At 51.0% G+C, this 16,912-nt stretch carries 29 protein-coding genes; all 29 read right to left on the reverse strand.

Going from position 1 to position 16,912, the window contains the following annotated elements; translation table 11 throughout:
- Window positions 1–10: 10 nt before the first annotated feature.
- Window positions 11–364: a 50S ribosomal protein L18 gene (rplR, locus tag H0S68_RS22700; RefSeq protein WP_020837234.1), complete on the reverse strand. Its 354-nt coding sequence runs from the start codon at window positions 362–364 to the stop codon at window positions 11–13.
- 9 nt (window positions 365–373) lie between these two features.
- A complete protein-coding gene (gene rplF, locus H0S68_RS22705; RefSeq protein ID WP_020837235.1) occupies window positions 374–907 on the reverse strand; it encodes a 50S ribosomal protein L6 in 534 nt (177 codons plus the stop codon).
- A gap of 14 nt (window positions 908–921) precedes the next feature.
- Window positions 922–1,314, reverse strand: a complete 393-nt coding sequence (gene rpsH, locus H0S68_RS22710) for a 30S ribosomal protein S8 (RefSeq protein ID WP_020837236.1) — start codon at window positions 1,312–1,314, stop codon at window positions 922–924.
- Window positions 1,315–1,344: 30 nt separating this feature from the next.
- Window positions 1,345–1,650, reverse strand: coding sequence for a 30S ribosomal protein S14 (gene rpsN, locus H0S68_RS22715; RefSeq protein WP_041415050.1), 306 nt, complete (start codon window positions 1,648–1,650; stop codon window positions 1,345–1,347).
- A gap of 13 nt (window positions 1,651–1,663) precedes the next feature.
- Window positions 1,664–2,203: a 50S ribosomal protein L5 gene (gene rplE, locus H0S68_RS22720; RefSeq protein WP_020837238.1), complete on the reverse strand. Its 540-nt coding sequence runs from the start codon at window positions 2,201–2,203 to the stop codon at window positions 1,664–1,666.
- 14 nt (window positions 2,204–2,217) lie between these two features.
- Window positions 2,218–2,532, reverse strand: a complete 315-nt coding sequence (gene rplX, locus H0S68_RS22725) for a 50S ribosomal protein L24 (RefSeq protein ID WP_020837239.1) — start codon at window positions 2,530–2,532, stop codon at window positions 2,218–2,220.
- A gap of 10 nt (window positions 2,533–2,542) precedes the next feature.
- Entirely contained in the window at window positions 2,543–2,914 is a 372-nt protein-coding gene (rplN, locus tag H0S68_RS22730) for a 50S ribosomal protein L14 (protein WP_020837240.1), read from the reverse strand.
- A gap of 166 nt (window positions 2,915–3,080) precedes the next feature.
- A complete protein-coding gene (rpsQ, locus tag H0S68_RS22735; protein ID WP_020837241.1) occupies window positions 3,081–3,335 on the reverse strand; it encodes a 30S ribosomal protein S17 in 255 nt (84 codons plus the stop codon).
- Window positions 3,336–3,527 (reverse strand): 50S ribosomal protein L29, encoded by a 192-nt coding sequence (rpmC, locus tag H0S68_RS22740; protein ID WP_004951169.1) that lies wholly within the window; start codon window positions 3,525–3,527, stop codon window positions 3,336–3,338.
- Window positions 3,527–3,937 carry a 50S ribosomal protein L16 gene (gene rplP / locus H0S68_RS22745; RefSeq protein ID WP_004951171.1) on the reverse strand — a complete coding sequence of 137 codons (411 nt, stop codon included), beginning with the start codon at window positions 3,935–3,937 and terminating at the stop codon, window positions 3,527–3,529. The genes rpmC and rplP overlap by 1 nt, the downstream gene beginning before the upstream one ends.
- 12 nt (window positions 3,938–3,949) lie before the next feature.
- The gene (gene rpsC / locus H0S68_RS22750) at window positions 3,950–4,648 is read right to left on the reverse strand and encodes a 30S ribosomal protein S3 (protein WP_004951172.1); all 699 of its coding nucleotides are present in this window, start codon (window positions 4,646–4,648) and stop codon (window positions 3,950–3,952) included.
- 17 nt (window positions 4,649–4,665) lie between these two features.
- The gene (rplV, locus tag H0S68_RS22755; protein WP_002223844.1) at window positions 4,666–4,998 is read right to left on the reverse strand and encodes a 50S ribosomal protein L22; all 333 of its coding nucleotides are present in this window, start codon (window positions 4,996–4,998) and stop codon (window positions 4,666–4,668) included.
- A 14-nt stretch (window positions 4,999–5,012) separates the two neighbouring features.
- A complete protein-coding gene (gene rpsS / locus H0S68_RS22760; protein WP_004929772.1) occupies window positions 5,013–5,291 on the reverse strand; it encodes a 30S ribosomal protein S19 in 279 nt (92 codons plus the stop codon).
- Between the two features lie 14 nt (window positions 5,292–5,305).
- Window positions 5,306–6,130, reverse strand: a complete 825-nt coding sequence (gene rplB / locus H0S68_RS22765) for a 50S ribosomal protein L2 (protein ID WP_020837243.1) — start codon at window positions 6,128–6,130, stop codon at window positions 5,306–5,308.
- 18 nt (window positions 6,131–6,148) lie between these two features.
- On the reverse strand, window positions 6,149–6,451 hold the full coding sequence (rplW, locus tag H0S68_RS22770) for a 50S ribosomal protein L23 (protein WP_004951179.1): 303 nt from the start codon (window positions 6,449–6,451) through the stop codon (window positions 6,149–6,151).
- Window positions 6,448–7,053, reverse strand: a complete 606-nt coding sequence (rplD, locus tag H0S68_RS22775) for a 50S ribosomal protein L4 (protein WP_004929779.1) — start codon at window positions 7,051–7,053, stop codon at window positions 6,448–6,450. Before rplD ends, rplW begins: the two co-directional genes overlap by 4 nt.
- A gap of 10 nt (window positions 7,054–7,063) precedes the next feature.
- Entirely contained in the window at window positions 7,064–7,693 is a 630-nt protein-coding gene (rplC, locus tag H0S68_RS22780) for a 50S ribosomal protein L3 (RefSeq protein ID WP_020837245.1), read from the reverse strand.
- Between the two features lie 32 nt (window positions 7,694–7,725).
- Window positions 7,726–8,037: a 30S ribosomal protein S10 gene (gene rpsJ / locus H0S68_RS22785; protein WP_001181005.1), complete on the reverse strand. Its 312-nt coding sequence runs from the start codon at window positions 8,035–8,037 to the stop codon at window positions 7,726–7,728.
- Between the two features lie 384 nt (window positions 8,038–8,421).
- Window positions 8,422–8,886: a bacterioferritin gene (bfr, locus tag H0S68_RS22790; protein WP_044554945.1), complete on the reverse strand. Its 465-nt coding sequence runs from the start codon at window positions 8,884–8,886 to the stop codon at window positions 8,422–8,424.
- Window positions 8,887–8,960: 74 nt separating this feature from the next.
- Window positions 8,961–9,155 (reverse strand): bacterioferritin-associated ferredoxin, encoded by a 195-nt coding sequence (gene bfd, locus H0S68_RS22795; protein WP_013814795.1) that lies wholly within the window; start codon window positions 9,153–9,155, stop codon window positions 8,961–8,963.
- 130 nt (window positions 9,156–9,285) lie between these two features.
- The gene (tuf, locus tag H0S68_RS22800) at window positions 9,286–10,470 is read right to left on the reverse strand and encodes an elongation factor Tu (RefSeq protein WP_020828747.1); all 1,185 of its coding nucleotides are present in this window, start codon (window positions 10,468–10,470) and stop codon (window positions 9,286–9,288) included.
- A 70-nt stretch (window positions 10,471–10,540) separates the two neighbouring features.
- Entirely contained in the window at window positions 10,541–12,655 is a 2,115-nt protein-coding gene (gene fusA, locus H0S68_RS22805; protein ID WP_020837250.1) for an elongation factor G, read from the reverse strand.
- Window positions 12,656–12,752: 97 nt separating this feature from the next.
- The gene (gene rpsG / locus H0S68_RS22810) at window positions 12,753–13,223 is read right to left on the reverse strand and encodes a 30S ribosomal protein S7 (RefSeq protein ID WP_020837252.1); all 471 of its coding nucleotides are present in this window, start codon (window positions 13,221–13,223) and stop codon (window positions 12,753–12,755) included.
- Between the two features lie 96 nt (window positions 13,224–13,319).
- Complete coding sequence (rpsL, locus tag H0S68_RS22815; protein ID WP_004930426.1) at window positions 13,320–13,694, reverse strand: 30S ribosomal protein S12; 375 nt, start codon at window positions 13,692–13,694, stop codon at window positions 13,320–13,322.
- Window positions 13,695–13,825: 131 nt separating this feature from the next.
- Window positions 13,826–14,113 carry a sulfurtransferase complex subunit TusB gene (gene tusB / locus H0S68_RS22820; protein ID WP_122080370.1) on the reverse strand — a complete coding sequence of 96 codons (288 nt, stop codon included), beginning with the start codon at window positions 14,111–14,113 and terminating at the stop codon, window positions 13,826–13,828.
- Window positions 14,114–14,122: 9 nt separating this feature from the next.
- Window positions 14,123–14,482, reverse strand: coding sequence for a sulfurtransferase complex subunit TusC (tusC, locus tag H0S68_RS22825; protein WP_020837255.1), 360 nt, complete (start codon window positions 14,480–14,482; stop codon window positions 14,123–14,125).
- A gap of 8 nt (window positions 14,483–14,490) precedes the next feature.
- Window positions 14,491–14,880: a sulfurtransferase complex subunit TusD gene (gene tusD, locus H0S68_RS22830; protein ID WP_401424200.1), complete on the reverse strand. Its 390-nt coding sequence runs from the start codon at window positions 14,878–14,880 to the stop codon at window positions 14,491–14,493.
- Window positions 14,874–15,602: a transcriptional regulator gene (locus H0S68_RS22835; RefSeq protein WP_020837257.1), complete on the reverse strand. Its 729-nt coding sequence runs from the start codon at window positions 15,600–15,602 to the stop codon at window positions 14,874–14,876. The genes tusD and H0S68_RS22835 overlap by 7 nt, the downstream gene beginning before the upstream one ends.
- Before the next feature lie 401 nt (window positions 15,603–16,003).
- Window positions 16,004–16,837, reverse strand: coding sequence for an FKBP-type peptidyl-prolyl cis-trans isomerase (fkpA, locus tag H0S68_RS22840; protein ID WP_020837258.1), 834 nt, complete (start codon window positions 16,835–16,837; stop codon window positions 16,004–16,006).
- Window positions 16,838–16,912: the final 75 nt, after the last annotated feature.

Below are 16,912 nucleotides of genomic sequence, written 5' to 3' on the forward strand. Positions count from 1 at the left end.
AACCTCTTCCTTAGAACTGAAGGCCAGCTTCACGGGCAGCATCTGCCAGTGCCTGGACTCGACCATGATATTGGAAACCGGAACGGTCAAAGGAAACTTTAGAGATCCCTTTTTCCAACGCGCGCTCAGCCAGAGTTTTACCTACGGCAGCTGCTGCGTCTTTATTACCGGAATACTTCAGTTGCTCAGTGATAGCTTTTTCTAAAGTAGAAGCGGCTACCAGTACTTCAGAACCATTTGGAGCAATTACCTGTGCGTAAATGTGACGCGGGGTACGATGTACCACCAGGCGGGTTGCACCCAGTTCTTTGAGCTTACGGCGTGCGCGGGTCGCACGACGGATACGAGCAGATTTCTTATCCATAGTGTTACCTTACTTCTTCTTAGCCTCTTTGGTACGCACGACTTCGTCGGCGTAACGGACACCCTTGCCTTTGTAAGGCTCAGGACGGCGGTAGGCACGCAGATCTGCAGCAACCTGGCCAATAACTTGTTTATCAGCGCCTTTCAGCACGATTTCAGTTTGGCTTGGGCATTCAGCAGTAATACCTGCTGGCAGCTGGTGATCGACTGGGTGAGAGAAGCCTAAGGCTAAATTCACCACGTTGCCTTTAACAGCAGCACGATAACCAACACCTACCAGTTGAAGCTTCTTGGTGAAGCCTTCGGTAACACCAACTACCATTGCGTTCAGCAGAGCGCGCGTAGTACCCGCTTGGGCCCAGGCGTTAGCAAAACCTTCGCGCGGAGCGAAAGTCAGTGCGTTAGCTTCTTGCTTCACTTCAACGGCGTCGTGGACAGTACGAGTCAGCTCGCCGTTCTTACCCTTAATCGAAATAACCTGACCGTTGAGTTTTACCTCTACGCCGGCAGGAATGACGACGGGTGCTTTTGCAACACGAGACATTCTTTCCTCCCGAATTAAGCTACGTAGCAGATAATCTCGCCACCAAGACCTGCTTGGCGAGCTGCACGATCGGTCATAACACCTTTAGAGGTAGAAACAACAGCGATACCCAAACCGGCCATAACTTTTGGCAGCTCATCTTTTTTCTTATAGATGCGCAGACCTGGACGGCTGATTCGCTGAATGCTTTCTACCACTGCCTTGCCCTGGAAGTACTTCAGTACCAGTTCCAGAACAGGCTTGGCGTCGCCTTCGATTTTGAAATCTTCAATAAAACCTTCTTCCTTCAGCAGGTTGGCAATTGCCACTTTCAGCTTGGAGGAAGGCATGGTGACCGCAACTTTGTTCGCGGCTTGACCGTTACGGATACGGGTCAGCATATCCGCGATCGGATCTTGCATGCTCATCTGTCTTTACTCCCGTGATTCAATTGGTAATTACCAGCTAGCCTTTTTCAAGCCAGGTACTTCACCGCGCATAGCGGCTTCACGTAACTTGATACGGCTCAACCCGAATTTGCCCACATAACCATGTGGACGGCCAGTTTGGCGGCAGCGCTTACGCTGACGAGACGGGCTGGAATCACGCGGCAGAGTTTGCAGCTTGAGAACAGCATCCCAACGTTCTTCGTCGGACGAGTTCACACCAGAAATGATAGCTTTCAGTTCCTCGCGTTTTGCGCGGTACTTTTCAGCCAGTTTCACGCGAACGACTTCGCGTGCTTTCATTGATTGCTTAGCCATCAGTAACCCTGCCTTACTTACGGAACGGGAAGTTAAAAGCAGCCAACAGCGCGCGGCCTTCATCATCAGATTTCGCAGTAGTGGTAATGGTAATATCCAAGCCACGAACGCGATCGACTTTGTCGTAGTCGATTTCTGGGAAGATGATTTGCTCACGCACACCCATGCTGTAGTTACCACGGCCATCGAATGACTTAGCGGACAAGCCACGGAAGTCACGGATACGTGGAACAGCAATGGAAATCAGACGCTCAAAGAACTCCCACATGCGCTCGCCACGCAGAGTTACTTTACAGCCGATCGGATAGCCCTGGCGGATTTTGAAGCCTGCAACAGATTTGCGGGCTTTGGTGATGAACGGTTTTTGACCGGAGATTGCTGCCAGATCAGCTGCTGCGTTATCCAGCAGTTTCTTGTCAGCGATCGCTTCACCAACACCCATATTCAGGGTGATCTTCTCGACCCGAGGGACTTGCATGACAGAAGCGTAGCTAAACTCAGTCATGAGTTTTTTAACTACTTCGTCTTTGTAGTAATCATGCAGTTTCGCCATCGTATTACTCCAAATTACTTGATAGTTTCGCTGTTAGACTTGAAGAAACGGACTTTTTTGCCGTCTTCGAATCTAAAGCCTACACGGTCAGCCTTACCGGTAGCCGTGTTGAAGAGAGCAATGTTAGAAACCTGAATTGCAGCTTCTTTTTCAACAATGCCACCTGGTTGGTTCAGGGCCGGAACCGGCTTCTGATGTTTCTTAACCAGGTTGATACCTTCAACAATGACCTTGCCAGCAGACAGGACATTTTTTACTTTACCGCGTTTACCTTTGTCTTTCCCGGTAAGCACGATAACTTCGTCATCACGACGGATTTTCGCTGCCATGGTTCGCTCCTTAGAGTACTTCTGGTGCCAGAGAGATAATTTTCATGAACTTCTCATTACGCAGTTCACGAGTTACCGGCCCAAAAATACGCGTACCGATAGGTTGCTCGCTGTTATTGTTCAAAATAACGCATGCATTACCATCGAAGCGAATGACAGAACCGTCCGGGCGACGTACACCCTTCTTGGTGCGCACCACTACCGCCTTCAGCACATCGCCTTTCTTCACCTTACCGCGAGGAATTGCTTCCTTGATGGTAATTTTGATGACGTCGCCGATGCCTGCGTAGCGACGGTGCGAGCCACCTAGAACCTTGATACACATTACGCGACGTGCACCGGAGTTGTCGGCCACGTTCAGCATAGTCTGTTCTTGGATCATGTTAGTGCTCCGCTAATGTCAACTACAACTTTAGGACCTATTACTAGGTCGTTGAAAAGCCCCATAACCGAGGGCGCAGCATTATAACACCGCTTCCAGAGTATGGGTAGAAAAAATAAACGGCTCATTTTCTGAGCCGTTTATTAAGTTAGAGCCAGCTACTCTATTACAGAATCGCTTTCTCTACAACGCGAACCAACGTCCAAGACTTAGTCTTAGACAGTGGACGGCATTCGCGGATTTCTACCACGTCACCGATACCACATTCGTTGTTCTCGTCATGTACGTGCAGCTTGGTCGTACGCTTGATGAATTTCCCGTAGATCGGGTGCTTCACCGTGCGCTCGATAGCAACAACCATGGATTTCTCCATTTTGTCACTAACAACACGACCCTGCAGAGTACGGATAATATCAGTCATTTACACACCCGCCTTTTCAGTCAGTAAAGTCTTAACGCGTGCGACATTACGACGCACTTGTTTCAACAGGTGAGTTTGTTGCAGCTGGCCACTTGCCGCCTGCATGCGCAAGTTAAATTGCTCACGCAGCAGGTTGAGCAGCTCAGTGTTCAGCTCTTCAACGCTTTTTTCACGCAGCTCTTGTGCTTTCATTACATCACCGTCTTAGTTACAAAGGTGGTTTTGATCGGCAATTTAGCTGCAGCCAGCTTGAATGCCTCACGGGCGACCTCTTCTGGTACACCGTCCATTTCGTACAGGACTTTCCCAGGTTGGATCAGGGCAACCCAATACTCCACGTTACCCTTACCTTTACCCATACGCACTTCGAGCGGCTTCTCGGTAATTGGTTTGTCCGGGAATACACGGATCCAAATTTTACCTTGACGCTTAACTGCACGAGTCATTGCACGACGAGCTGCTTCGATTTGACGAGCAGTCAGACGGCCACGGCCAACAGCTTTCAGACCGAAAGTGCCGAAGCTAACATCCGTACCCTGCGCCAGACCACGGTTGCGGCCTTTGTGCATCTTACGGAATTTTGTACGCTTTGGTTGTAACATCAGCGACTCTCCTTACTTGCGGCCTTTACGCTGCTGCTTTTTAGGTTGAGCAGCCGGTTCCGGTTGTTCAACTGCAGCCATACCACCCAGGATCTCACCTTTGAAGATCCATACCTTAACGCCGATTACACCATAAGTGGTGTGCGCTTCAGATGTGTTGTAATCGATATCCGCACGCAGTGTGTGCAACGGAACACGACCTTCACGGTACCATTCGGTACGCGCGATTTCAGCACCGCCAAGACGGCCGCTTACTTCAACTTTGATACCTTTAGCGCCAAGACGCATTGCGTTCTGTACAGCACGCTTCATAGCACGACGGAACATAACGCGACGTTCCAGCTGTGAAGTGATGCTGTCAGCAACCAATTTAGCGTCAAGTTCCGGTTTACGGACTTCGGCGATGTTAATTTGCGCAGGAACGCCAGCGATATCCGCTACGACCTTACGCAGTTTTTCGACATCTTCGCCTTTCTTGCCGATAACGATGCCTGGACGAGCAGTGTGAATAGTCACACGGATGCTCTTCGCAGGACGCTCGATAACGATGCGAGAAACGGAAGCTTTCGCCAGTTCCTTAATCAGGAATTGACGAACTTTAAAGTCGCTGTCCAGGTTGTCAGCGAATTCTTTGGTATTCGCATACCAAGTAGAGTTCCAAGGTTTGACAATACCCAGGCGAATACCATTAGGATGTACTTTCTGACCCATTGCTAGTCTCCAGAGTCTCAGCGATCGGACACAACCACAGTAATGTGGCTGGTGCGCTTCAGGATGCGATCTGCACGACCTTTTGCACGCGGCATAATGCGCTTCATGCTTGGGCCTTCGTCTACGAAGATTTTCGTGACTTTCAGATCATCGATGTCAGCGCCATCGTTGTGTTCTGCGTTAGCAATGGCAGACTCCAGCACTTTCTTAACCAGACCAGCAGCTTTCTTGTTGGTGTAGGTCAGAGTTTCCAGAGCTTGCGACACTTTCTTACCGCGGATCAGGTCTGCAACAAGGCGAACCTTCTGAGCAGAAGAACGAGCGTGGCGATGTTTAGCGATAGTTTCCATCTCTTCCTCCTACCTTAGCGCTTTTTAGCTTTTTTATCAGCCGCATGGCCGCGATAAGTACGAGTCGGCGCGAATTCACCCAGTTTGTGACCGACCATTTCATCGGAAACGAACACTGGTACGTGCTGACGACCATTATGGACAGCGATGGTCAAACCGATCATGTTAGGAAAGATCGTTGAACGACGGGACCAAGTGCGCAAAGGCTTCTTGTCACCGCTTTCCACCGCTTTCTCTACCTTCTTCAGCAAGTGCAGGTCAATAAAAGGACCTTTCTTGAGAGAACGTGGCATGGCTTATCCTCTAATTATTTTTTGCTACGGCGACGTACGATGAACTTATCAGTACGCTTGTTGCTACGGGTCTTCTTACCTTTGGTCTGAACGCCCCACGGGGTTACCGGGTGCTTACCAAAGTTACGACCTTCACCACCACCGTGCGGGTGATCTACCGGGTTCATCGCCGTACCGCGAACGGTAGGACGAACACCACGCCAACGTGCAGCACCTGCTTTACCCAGAACGCGAAGCATATGTTCAGCGTTACCGACTTCACCCAGGGTGGCGCGGCAATCAACTGGAACTTTACGCATTTCGCCTGAGCGCAGACGCAGAGTTACGTAGGAACCATCACGTGCAACGATCTGAACGTAGGCACCAGCAGAACGAGCCATCTGGCCGCCTTTACCTGGTTTCATTTCTACGTTGTGAACCGTTGAACCCACTGGGATGTTGCGCATTGGCAGGGTGTTACCTACCTTGATTGCAGCATCAACGCCAGATTGGATCTGGTCACCAGCTTTCAGGCCTTTCGGCGCCAGGATGTAACGGCGTTCGCCGTCTTTGTACAGAACCAGCGCGATGTTCGCGGAACGGTTCGGATCGTACTCCAGACGCTCAACCACTGCAGCCACACCGTCTTTGTTGCGTTTGAAGTCAACCAGACGATAATGTTGCTTGTGGCCACCACCGATATGACGGGTGGTGATACGGCCATTGTTGTTACGACCACCGCTTTTGCTCAGTTTCTCAAGCAGCGGGGCATAAGGTTTACCCTTGTGCAGCTCAGGGTTAACCACTTTAACAACGTGGCGACGACCCGGAGATGTAGGTTTACATTTAACAATTGCCATTGTTCTTACTCCTCCGACTTACTCTGCGCCGCCGATGAAGTCCAGGTTCTGGCCTTCTTTCAGGGTGACGTAAGCTTTTTTCCAGTCGCTACGACGACCAACACGCTGACCGTGACGTTTCACTTTCCCTTTAACTACCAGGGTGTTCACGTCTTCGACTTCGACTTCAAACAGTTTCTGCACTGCAGCTTTGATTTCTGCTTTGGTCGCGTCTTTGGCAACTTTGAGTACGATGGTGTTGCTTTTTTCCATCGCAGCGGATGCTTTTTCAGATACGTGCGGTGCACGCAGCACTTTCAGCAAACGTTCTTCACGGATCATGCCAGCATCTCCTCAACTTGCTTCACAGCATCAGCAGTCATAACCACTTTGTCGAAGGCGATCAGGCTAACCGGGTCGATACCTGCTACATCGCGCACGTCAACCTTGTACAGGTTGCGAGCAGCCAGGAACAGATTCTCATCCAGTTCACCGGTCACGATCAGCACATCTTCCAGAGCCATATCTTTCAGTTTCTGTGCCAGCAGCTTAGTTTTAGGCGCTTCTACAGAGAACTTCTCGACAACGATCAGACGATCTTGACGTACCAGTTCGGACAGGATGCTTTTCAGCGCGCCGCGGTACATCTTTTTGTTTACTTTCTGACTGTGGTCCTGAGGCTTAGCAGCAAAGGTCACGCCACCTGAACGCCAGATCGGGCTCTTTACAGAACCTGAACGCGCACGGCCGGTACCTTTCTGGCGCCACGGTTTTTTACCGGAACCAGTCACTTCAGCGCGGGTCTTCTGAGCACGGGTACCTTGACGGGCACCTGCTGCATAAGCAACAACAACCTGGTGTACCAGCGCTTCGTTGAAATCACGACCGAAGGTAGTTTCGGAAACAGTCAGCGCGCTTTGCGCGTCTTTCAATACTAATTCCATTGCTATCCCCTTACGCCTTCACAGCTGGTTTAACGATCAGGTTGCCACCGGTTGCGCCCGGTACAGCACCCTTAACCAGCAGCAGGTTGCGCTCAGCGTCAACACGTACTACGTCCAGGCTTTGAACGGTTACACGCTCGTCACCCAGGTGGCCAGCCATTTTCTTGCCTTTGAACACTTTGCCCGGAGTCTGGTTCTGACCGATAGAACCCGGAACGCGGTGAGACAAGGAGTTACCGTGGGTAGCGTCTTGGGTACGGAAGTTCCAGCGCTTAACTGTGCCAGCAAAACCTTTACCTTTAGAAGTACCGGTAACATCGACTTTTTTAACTTCAGCGAAGATTTCTACGCTGATGTTTTGACCTGCAGTGAACTCTTCACCTTCTGCAAGGCGGAATTCCCACAGACCACGGCCAGCTTCAACGCCAGCTTTAGCGAAATGGCCCGCTTCCGGTTTGGTCACACGGTTAGCTTTTTTGCTACCAGTGGTAACCTGAACGGCACGGTACCCGTCGTTTTCCAGGTCTTTAACCTGAGTCACGCGGTTCGCTTCAATTTCAATCACGGTTACTGGGATAGAAACGCCATCTTCAGTGAAGATACGAGTCATGCCCACTTTTTTACCGACTAAACCAATCATTGTTTCAACCTCTCAATCGCTCAATGACCTGATTAACCCAGGCTGATCTGCACGTCTACACCGGCAGCCAGATCCAGACGCATCAGAGCATCAACGGTTTTCTCGGTTGGCTCAACGATGTCAACCAGACGCTTGTGAGTGCGAATCTCGTACTGATCACGCGCGTCTTTGTTAACGTGCGGAGAGATCAGAACGGTAAAGCGCTCTTTGCGAGTTGGCAGCGGGATCGGACCACGGACTTGCGCACCAGTGCGCTTTGCAGTCTCGACGATTTCCGCGGTTGATTGATCGATAAGACGATGATCAAACGCTTTCAGGCGGATACGGATTCTTTGGTTCTGCATGAGACCAGAGCTCCAATTATTTATAAACGTAAATAATTACTCCTCACACCCATTTCGATTGATGGGGGAGTGTAATCGTCAACATATAACCCCCATATCGGGAGTATTGTTCGAAGAGCAGAAAGTCCTGCCTATCGACTGATTCGCTAAAATCAGGCTTACCAAGATTAGGTAAGCCCGCGCATTATACGCAAAACAGAGCGAGAAGCAAGGCACAGATGGAAATATGCTCAGGATATCGGCATTTTTTACCGGCGGGTAACTAACGGGTGAAAACCGAGGGGGAAATTCGTCGGGATTAGGCAAGGCTTTGTCGCTGCTCCCCTGCCCTGCCGGAGAAACTCATGCCGGCAGGAGAACATCGTTGTAAAAGGTATTTACTGCCTACAACTGAGCTTGGGCATAGTTCTGAATACCCAGACGCGCGATCAAATCCAGTTCGGTTTCCAGCCAGTCGATATGTTCTTCTTCGTCGGCCAGAATTTCTATCATCAGGTCACGGCTGACATAGTCATGGATAGAATCAGCATAGGCGATGCCTTCACGCAGATTCTTGGCGCCATCCAATTCCAGGGCCAGGTCCGAACGCAACATTTCTTCGATATCTTCGCCAATGTTCAGCTTGCCGAGATCCTGCAAATTCGGAAGGCCTTCCAGAAACAGGATACGCTCGATATAGCGATCGGCATGCTTCATTTCATCGATCGACTCGTGGTATTCCTTTTCATTGAGGCGTGTTAGCCCCCAGTTCTTGAACATTCGGGCGTGCAGGAAATATTGATTGATGGCAACCAGCTCGTTACCGAGCAGTTTGTTGAGGTGAGCAATGATCTTTTTATCGCCTTTCATAGGTAAATCCTCCTGGCCAGTTCTAAAAGTGTAGAAGCTGTAAGCCAAGAGTCAAAAAATAACCTTACCTTTAGTTAGGCAACTTCGTGCATTGGGATAATGGTTCCGCTTTCCTCCACCATAATCTGTCTTGCCTGACGAATGCACTTTCCGCAATCGGTACCAATCGGCACAAGTTCACGCAGTTGTTTCATGGTATGCGGGTTGTGCTGACGCACGGCTTTACGGATCGCTTTGTCAGTCACGGCATTACACAGACATACGTACATAAGAGACTCACTTCTTAACCAATTCTGTAAGTCTAAATAGGAATGCTTTTTATTTCAATTAAGATTTGAGCAAATTGCATAAAAAAAGGGCACCGAAGTGCCCTCTTTTGTGTCGAAAAATTATTCGCGATTAAGCGATAACTTTAGCAACAACACCAGCGCCAACAGTACGGCCGCCTTCACGGATTGCGAAACGCAGGCCGTCGTCCATCGCGATTGGGTGGATCAGGGTAACAACCATGTTCACGTTGTCACCTGGCATTACCATTTCAACGCCTTCTGGCAGTTCGATGGTACCGGTCACGTCAGTTGTACGGAAGTAGAACTGTGGACGGTAGCCTTTGAAGAATGGAGTATGACGACCACCTTCTTCTTTGCTCAGGATGTACACTTCTGAGTCGAACTTGGTGTGTGGCTTGATTGAACCTGGTTTAGCCAGTACCTGGCCACGTTCGATGTCTTCACGCTTGATACCACGCAGCAGAACACCAACGTTCTCACCAGCACGGCCTTCGTCCAGCAGTTTGCGGAACATTTCAACGCCAGTACAGGTAGACTTAACGGTGTCTTTGATACCAACGATTTCAACTTCTTCGCCAACTTTAACGATACCGCGCTCAACACGACCGGTAACAACGGTACCACGACCGGAGATGGAGAAGACGTCTTCGATTGGCAGCAGGAACGGCTTGTCGATAGCACGCTCTGGTTCTGGGATGTAAGAATCCAGGTAACCAGCCAGCTCGATGATTTTAGCTTCCCACTCAGCTTCGCCTTCCAGTGCTTTCAGCGCTGAACCACGAACAACTGGCAGGTCATCACCAGGGAAGTCGTAAGCAGACAGAAGTTCACGAACTTCCATTTCTACCAGTTCCAGCAGCTCTTCATCATCAACCATGTCGCATTTGTTCATGAATACGATGATGAAAGGAACGCCAACCTGACGACCCAGCAGGATGTGCTCACGGGTCTGAGGCATTGGGCCGTCAGTCGCAGCAACAACCAGGATAGCGCCGTCCATCTGAGCAGCACCGGTGATCATGTTTTTAACGTAGTCGGCGTGCCCTGGGCAGTCAACGTGCGCGTAGTGACGAGTCGGGGTGTCATACTCAACGTGAGAAGTGTTGATGGTGATACCACGAGCTTTTTCTTCTGGCGCGTTATCGATCTGGTCGAAAGCACGTGCAGAACCGCCGTAGGTTTTAGCCAGAACGGTGGTGATTGCTGCAGTCAGGGTAGTTTTACCGTGGTCAACGTGGCCGATAGTACCAACGTTAACGTGCGGTTTGGAACGTTCAAATTTTTCTTTAGACACGGCTATATTCCTTACTCTTATGCTCTCCACTCATGGAGAGAGCACTGATCAATGTGTTAAACCCGAAAGCTTATTTACCACGGGCTTCAATAACGGCCTGAGCGACGTTGTTCGGCGCATCATCGTACTTCAGGAACTCCATGGAGTAAGAAGCACGGCCTTTGGTCAGAGAACGCAGTTGAGTTGCGTATCCGAACATCTCGGACAACGGAACTTCAGCGTGAATCTGAACGCCAGTAGCGTTGGATTCCTGACCTTTCAGTTGACCACGACGACGGCTAAGGTCACCGATGACGTCACCAGTGTTCTCTTCCGGCGTTTCAACTTCAACCTTCATGATAGGCTCAAGCAAAACAGGTTTTGCTTTCTTAAAGCCATCTTTAAAGGCGATAGAAGCGGCCAGTTTAAACGCCAATTCGGAGGAGTCAACATCGTGGAAAGAACCGAAATGCAGACGCACACCGAGATCAACTACCGGATAACCAGCCAGTGGACCAGACTTAAGCTGCTCCTGGAGGCCTTTATCAATGGCAGGGATGTATTCCGTTGGGATCACACCACCTTTAATGTCATTGATGAACTCATAACCTTTCGGATTTGAGCCCGGCTCCAGTGGGTACATGTCGATCACAACGTGACCATACTGACCACGACCACCAGACTGCTTGGCGTGTTTACCTTCGATATCGGTAACTTTCGCGCGAATCGCTTCACGGTAAGCAACCTGAGGTTTACCCACGTTAGCTTCAACGTTGAATTCACGCTTCATGCGGTCAACCAGGATATCCAGGTGAAGTTCACCCATACCTGCGATGATAGTCTGACCTGATTCTTCGTCAGTCCATACGCGGAATGATGGGTCTTCCTTCGCCAGACGGCCCAGAGCCAGACCCATTTTTTCTTGGTCAGCTTTGGTTTTTGGTTCAACTGCAACGGAGATTACCGGCTCAGGGAACTCCATACGCTCCAGAATGATCACGTGGTTTGGATCACACAGAGTGTCACCGGTAGTCACGTCTTTCAGACCGATTGCTGCAGCGATGTCGCCCGCACGAACTTCTTTGATCTCTTCACGCTTGTTAGCGTGCATCTGAACGATACGGCCCAGACGCTCACGAGCAGCCTTCACTGAGTTCAGAACGGTGTCACCGGAGTTAACGATACCGGAGTACACGCGGAAGAAGGTCAGGTTACCCACGAATGGGTCGGTAGCAATTTTAAATGCCAGAGCAGCAAACGGCTCTTCATCGCTAGCGTGACGCTCAGCCGGAGTATCTTTACCGTCGTCCAGGATACCGTTGATTGCAGGGACGTCAATTGGGGATGGCAGGTAATCAATTACCGCATCCAGCATCGCCTGCACGCCTTTGTTTTTAAAGGCAGAACCACAGGTAACCAAGATGATTTCGTTGTTCAGCACGCGCTGACGCAGAGCAGTCTTGATTTCTTCCTCGGTCAGCTCTTCGCCGCCCAGGTACTTGTCCATCAGCTCATCTGAAGCTTCAGCTGCAGATTCAACCAGGTTCTGGCGCCATTCTTCAGCCAGCTCTTGCATGTCAGCAGGGATGTCTTCGTATTCGAAGGTCACGCCAGCATCAGCTTCGTTCCAGTTGATCGCTTTCATTTTCACCAGGTCAACAACACCGGTGAATTTCTCTTCTGCGCCGATAGCCAGCTGCAATGGCACTGGATTCGCGCCCAGACGAGATTTGATCTGACCAACAACTTTCAGGAAGTTAGCACCCATGCGGTCCATTTTGTTAACGAACGCGATGCGTGGAACTTTGTATTTGTTAGCCTGACGCCATACAGTTTCAGACTGAGGCTGAACACCACCTACAGCACAGTAAACCATTACAGCGCCATCAAGAACACGCATGGAACGTTCTACTTCGATGGTGAAGTCAACGTGTCCTGGGGTGTCGATGATGTTTACGCGGTGCGGCTCAAACTGCTTGGCCATACCAGACCAGAAAGCAGTAGTCGCTGCAGAAGTGATGGTAATACCACGCTCCTGCTCCTGTTCCATCCAGTCCATGGTGGCAGCGCCGTCATGAACTTCACCGATTTTGTGGTTTACACCGGTGTAGAACAGAATACGTTCGGTAGTGGTCGTCTTACCGGCGTCGATGTGGGCGCTGATACCGATATTACGGTAGCGCTCAATGGGTGTTGTACGAGCCATTTGATTCCTCTATTGCCTTAGGCGTTCAAGTTCGGTTAACCCAAGCGGGTTGGCTTCTTGAAGCGCCCGCTTGGTTAGCATAACTACTGCGTGGCAATTACCAGCGGTAGTGGGCGAACGCCTTGTTAGCTTCGGCCATACGGTGAACGTCTTCACGCTTCTTAACAGCAGAACCTTTGTTCTCAACTGCATCAGAAAGCTCGTTCGCCAGGCGCAGAGCCATGGATTTATCACCGCGTTTACGAGCAGCATCAACGATCCAACGCATTGCCAGAGCATTACGACGGACCGGGCGAACTTCAACTGGCACCTGATAAGTAGAACCACCAACGCGGCGAGACTTAACTTCTACAGTCGGGCGAACGTTGTCGAGGGCTACTTCGAAAGCTTCCAGGTAATCTTTACCAGAACGCTGAGCCAGGGTCTCCAGCGCGGTATAGACGATTGCTTCTGCAGTAGATTTTTTACCATCTACCATCAGGATGTTTACAAATTTGGCCAACAGTTCGGATCCGAACTTAGGATCTGGCAGGATTTTACGTTGGCCGATTACGCGACGACGTGGCATGGAAATACTCCGTTGTTAATTCAGGATTGTCCAAAACTCTACGAGTTTATTTTGACATTAAAGTGAAAATGTTTGGCCTTACTTAACGGAGAACCATTAAGCCTTTGGCTTCTTCACGCCGTACTTGGAACGAGCTTGCTTACGGTCTTTAACACCGGAGCAGTCAAGTGCACCACGAACGGTGTGGTAACGCACACCTGGCAAGTCTTTTACACGACCGCCACGGATCAGGATCACGGAGTGTTCCTGCAGGTTATGACCTTCACCGCCGATGTAGGAGGTAACTTCAAAACCGTTAGTCAAACGCACACGGCATACTTTACGCAGTGCGGAGTTTGGTTTCTTAGGAGTGGTGGTATATACGCGAGTACATACGCCACGTTTCTGCGGGCAGGCTTCCAGCGCTGGAACGTTGCTTTTAGCAGCCTTCACAGAGCGTGGTTTGCGTACCAGCTGATTAATTGTTGCCATTAAAAAGCTCCTGGTTTTTGCTTCGTAAACACGTGATAAATCCCCTCGTATGCACTACTGGCAAAGTACGAGGACGCAGAATTTTATGGCTGAGTAGTAGAGGTGTCAAGAAATATACAACATCACTCTCATCACCAGGCCATTTGGCTGCGATGTTTTTCGGTTAATTCAACGAAGTGATTATAGCCGATGACAGTGATTTTGTGTGAAAAATGACCAGACACCCCTCTGGCATCCAGGTCGTTCTGCAGCGCATAAAGGGATATGGGGGCATTGAGCAGCAATTCAAGGTGCACGCTACCGGCCAGGCCGGCCAGCACGCCATCCTGCAACAGCAACAGGTCATCGCCCGGTGCGGTCAAACGCAGCAGCGCGGGCAAATCACATTGAGTGGGGGAACGGCTAAGGGTATACAGCATCAGGATTTCCTAAAATGTCATCACCACGTCATAGCTGGCCAGTTGGCGACTCAGCGCATCCGGTGCCAAAATCTCGGCGTCCAGCACCCAGTCGGTCACCTGGCTCAGGCCGCGTTCCTGTAGCGATGCCTGGCAAAGATAACACTGTTCAACGTCATACAGCGGCAACACGCCAAAGGTGGCAATGTAATTGCGCGCCAGAATTTTTTCCGGTTGCTGCCCCGGCATAATCTGCAACACGCCGTCACCGATAAAAAACACGCCCAGATCTTCGCTCAGCGCCGAAGTGGCTAACAACGCATCCAGACCTTCCCTGCCGCTGGCGCTGCCGTGTGGACTCTGGGTAAAAACAAAAGCGACTCGTTTCATAAACTCTCTCAGAACTGCACCAGGCGGTCACAGCTCAGCGAAGCCTCCGCCAGCGCGCCCAGCCCGCTAAGGGTAAAACCCGGCTGAAGATTGGCGCAGGGCAATCCTTGCTGTGCGGCTTCCTGCTCATCGGTCACACCGCGCCGCAGCGCCGCAGCCACGCAAACGTTGAGCTCAATGCCATGCTGCTGTGCCAACTGCACCCAACCCCGTACCAAATCGAATTCATCGCTGGCCGGTGCAGTCAGTTGATTGGCGTTCAACACCCCTTCACGGTAAAAAAACACGCTGGAGAGGCGGTGTCCCTTGACCAGCAAAGCCTGCGCGAACTGATAGGCGCTGCTGGCCTGTTGAGTGCCGTAAGCCGGACCGGTGACCAAAAGGCAGTAATTCAGCATCCGCGCTCAGTTCCCAACAGATCGCCGCTTTTGAACTGGCGGATGTACAGATACACGGTGTGTTTTGAGATATTCAGACGATCCGCCACCTGATTAATGGCGTCCTTGATATCAAAAATGCCCTTCTCATAGAGATTCAGCACTACCTGGCGGTTTTTGGCATTGTTGGAGACATTACGATCGGCATTAACTTCCTCAATGGTAAACTCCAGCGTCTGCGCCACCAGATCGTCAACGGAAGACGCAAAGTTGACCGAGGGTGCCACATCCTGAGTTTCCGGCGGCATAAAGGTCTGCATCACCTGGGAGAAAGGCACGTCGAGGTTCATGTTGATACACAACAAACCGATCACCCGCTGCTCGCGATTGCGGATGGCGATAGTCACCGACTTCATCAGGACGCCGCTCTTGGCACGGGTAAAATAGGCCTTGGACACGCTGCTGTCATCGCCGGCCATGTCATGCAACATACGCAGCGCGAGGTCAGTGATCGGCGAACCGATCTGCCGCCCGGTATGCTCACCGTTCGCAATCCGTACCGCCGAACATTTCAAATCTTCCAAAGCATGCAGCACGATTTCACAGTGCCCGCCGATCAACATCGCCAGGCCGTCAACAACCGCTTCGTAAGACTTCAGGATTTCATGATCCGTCTGAGTAAACGGACGTTCATTCAGCAAATCAAGTTCGCTGGCTTCGCTGGATAAAAGCGAATTAGACATCGAAAATACCACCCTCAAAGATCGCCTGTGCCAGGGGGCGCAGCTAAAACTGCTCGTGCGGGTTCCTTTCCACAGGCGGCACACCCTTGAAGTTACGCGGGATGGGCTGGCTGATATCAGTCTGAAACAGCACGACGAGCGTCCGCAGGCCGAGATGACCAGGAACAGTTTTAGGTACACGCCCTAAGGAGCAGGCGCATGACTCATAAGTCCGGATTATTAGTCTAGCAAAACAGCCAGAGTAAAGTCCTTGCGTTTGCGCGTGGTATTGACGTTAAGCCCGATGCCCGGCAGGCGTCAAGCGATCAGTGGGCAGGAAGCGAAAGTTAGCGCTGATTTGGCGGATTAAAATGAACACCGCCGCGAGGGAAGCTCACGGCGGTGTGGGGACTCAGACAGGCTTATTGCGCTTTGGCGTCTGCCGCTGCGTCAGCCGGCTTCTCAGCCTTGGCATCCGCTTTAGGAGCGGCTTTCACATCCAGCAGTTCAACGTCGAACACCAGTGTGGAGTTGGCCGGGATGCCCGGAACGCCAGTTTTACCGTAGGCCAGCGCCGGTGGGATAACCAGCTTGATTTTGCCGCCTTTCTTGATGTGTTTCAGGCCTTCAGTCCAACCTGGGATCACTCCGTCCAGACGGAATGACAGTGGCTCACCACGGGTGTAGGAGTTATCAAACTCGGTGCCGTCAGTCAGGGTGCCTTTGTAGTTTACTACAACGGTATCGCTGTCTTTAGGCGCAGAACCGGTACCTGGCTTCTCTACCTGATACAGCAGGCCGGACTCGGTTTTCTTCACGCCTTTTTCTTTCGCGAAGGTATCGCGGTACTTGGTGCCTTTCGCTTCGTTATCTTTCGCGTCCTGCTCCATCTTCGCCTGAGCGGAAGCCTTCACGCGCGCTTCAAAGCTCTGCAGAGTTTTTTCGATATCTGCGTCGTTCAGCTTGCTCTTGTTGGCGAAAGCGTCCTGAACGCCTGAGATCAGCTGGTCTTTGTCCAGTTTGATACCCAGTTTTTCTTGCTCTTTCAGCGAGTTGTCCATGTAACGGCCCAGGGATGCGCCCAGTGCGTAAGCCGCTTGCTCGTCATCGTTCTTGAACTTGCCGGTGCTTGGTGCTGCGTCTGCGGCTTTAGCTGCTTCTGCCGGTTTAGCTGCATCGGCAGCCATGACCTGGGTCGCATTCAAAGCAAAAGCCATGGTGGTTGCCAGAAGCGTGACTTTAAACAAAGATTTCATCCATTTCTCCAGTGTCTGAAGCGGTGCCCCAAACAATCATTAAGTAAGATAACCGGGCTACTATAGCTGTCCGAA

Origin of the sequence: Serratia sp. AXJ-M, assembly GCF_046531865.1 — a bacterium.
GTDB lineage: Bacteria > Pseudomonadota > Gammaproteobacteria > Enterobacterales > Enterobacteriaceae > Serratia > Serratia liquefaciens.

What these genes read in the sequence shown, in the direction of transcription:
- rplR (WP_020837234.1), bottom strand. Translation starts at nt 364, where the DNA reads ATGGATAAGAAATCTGCTCGTATCCGTCGTGCGACCCGCGCACGCCGT.
- rplF (WP_020837235.1), bottom strand. Translation starts at nt 907, where the DNA reads ATGTCTCGTGTTGCAAAAGCACCCGTCGTCATTCCTGCCGGCGTAGAG.
- rpsH (WP_020837236.1), bottom strand. Translation starts at nt 1,314, where the DNA reads ATGAGCATGCAAGATCCGATCGCGGATATGCTGACCCGTATCCGTAAC.
- rpsN (WP_041415050.1), bottom strand. Translation starts at nt 1,650, where the DNA reads ATGGCTAAGCAATCAATGAAAGCACGCGAAGTCGTTCGCGTGAAACTG.
- rplE (WP_020837238.1), bottom strand. Translation starts at nt 2,203, where the DNA reads ATGGCGAAACTGCATGATTACTACAAAGACGAAGTAGTTAAAAAACTC.
- rplX (WP_020837239.1), bottom strand. Translation starts at nt 2,532, where the DNA reads ATGGCAGCGAAAATCCGTCGTGATGACGAAGTTATCGTGCTTACCGGG.
- rplN (WP_020837240.1), bottom strand. Translation starts at nt 2,914, where the DNA reads ATGATCCAAGAACAGACTATGCTGAACGTGGCCGACAACTCCGGTGCA.
- rpsQ (WP_020837241.1), bottom strand. Translation starts at nt 3,335, where the DNA reads ATGACTGATATTATCCGTACTCTGCAGGGTCGTGTTGTTAGTGACAAA.
- rpmC (WP_004951169.1), bottom strand. Translation starts at nt 3,527, where the DNA reads ATGAAAGCACAAGAGCTGCGTGAAAAAAGCGTTGAAGAGCTGAACACT.
- rplP (WP_004951171.1), bottom strand. Translation starts at nt 3,937, where the DNA reads ATGTTACAACCAAAGCGTACAAAATTCCGTAAGATGCACAAAGGCCGC.
- rpsC (WP_004951172.1), bottom strand. Translation starts at nt 4,648, where the DNA reads ATGGGTCAGAAAGTACATCCTAATGGTATTCGCCTGGGTATTGTCAAA.
- rplV (WP_002223844.1), bottom strand. Translation starts at nt 4,998, where the DNA reads ATGGAAACTATCGCTAAACATCGCCACGCTCGTTCTTCTGCTCAGAAG.
- rpsS (WP_004929772.1), bottom strand. Translation starts at nt 5,291, where the DNA reads ATGCCACGTTCTCTCAAGAAAGGTCCTTTTATTGACCTGCACTTGCTG.
- rplB (WP_020837243.1), bottom strand. Translation starts at nt 6,130, where the DNA reads ATGGCAATTGTTAAATGTAAACCTACATCTCCGGGTCGTCGCCACGTT.
- rplW (WP_004951179.1), bottom strand. Translation starts at nt 6,451, where the DNA reads ATGATCCGTGAAGAACGTTTGCTGAAAGTGCTGCGTGCACCGCACGTA.
- rplD (WP_004929779.1), bottom strand. Translation starts at nt 7,053, where the DNA reads ATGGAATTAGTATTGAAAGACGCGCAAAGCGCGCTGACTGTTTCCGAA.
- rplC (WP_020837245.1), bottom strand. Translation starts at nt 7,693, where the DNA reads ATGATTGGTTTAGTCGGTAAAAAAGTGGGCATGACTCGTATCTTCACT.
- rpsJ (WP_001181005.1), bottom strand. Translation starts at nt 8,037, where the DNA reads ATGCAGAACCAAAGAATCCGTATCCGCCTGAAAGCGTTTGATCATCGT.
- bfr (WP_044554945.1), bottom strand. Translation starts at nt 8,886, where the DNA reads ATGAAAGGCGATAAAAAGATCATTGCTCACCTCAACAAACTGCTCGGT.
- bfd (WP_013814795.1), bottom strand. Translation starts at nt 9,155, where the DNA reads ATGTACGTATGTCTGTGTAATGCCGTGACTGACAAAGCGATCCGTAAA.
- fusA (WP_020837250.1), bottom strand. Translation starts at nt 12,655, where the DNA reads ATGGCTCGTACAACACCCATTGAGCGCTACCGTAATATCGGTATCAGC.
- rpsG (WP_020837252.1), bottom strand. Translation starts at nt 13,223, where the DNA reads ATGCCACGTCGTCGCGTAATCGGCCAACGTAAAATCCTGCCAGATCCT.
- rpsL (WP_004930426.1), bottom strand. Translation starts at nt 13,694, where the DNA reads ATGGCAACAATTAATCAGCTGGTACGCAAACCACGCTCTGTGAAGGCT.
- tusB (WP_122080370.1), bottom strand. Translation starts at nt 14,113, where the DNA reads ATGCTGTATACCCTTAGCCGTTCCCCCACTCAATGTGATTTGCCCGCG.
- tusC (WP_020837255.1), bottom strand. Translation starts at nt 14,482, where the DNA reads ATGAAACGAGTCGCTTTTGTTTTTACCCAGAGTCCACACGGCAGCGCC.
- tusD (WP_401424200.1), bottom strand. Translation starts at nt 14,880, where the DNA reads ATGCTGAATTACTGCCTTTTGGTCACCGGTCCGGCTTACGGCACTCAA.
- H0S68_RS22835 (WP_020837257.1), bottom strand. Translation starts at nt 15,602, where the DNA reads ATGTCTAATTCGCTTTTATCCAGCGAAGCCAGCGAACTTGATTTGCTG.
- fkpA (WP_020837258.1), bottom strand. Translation starts at nt 16,837, where the DNA reads ATGAAATCTTTGTTTAAAGTCACGCTTCTGGCAACCACCATGGCTTTT.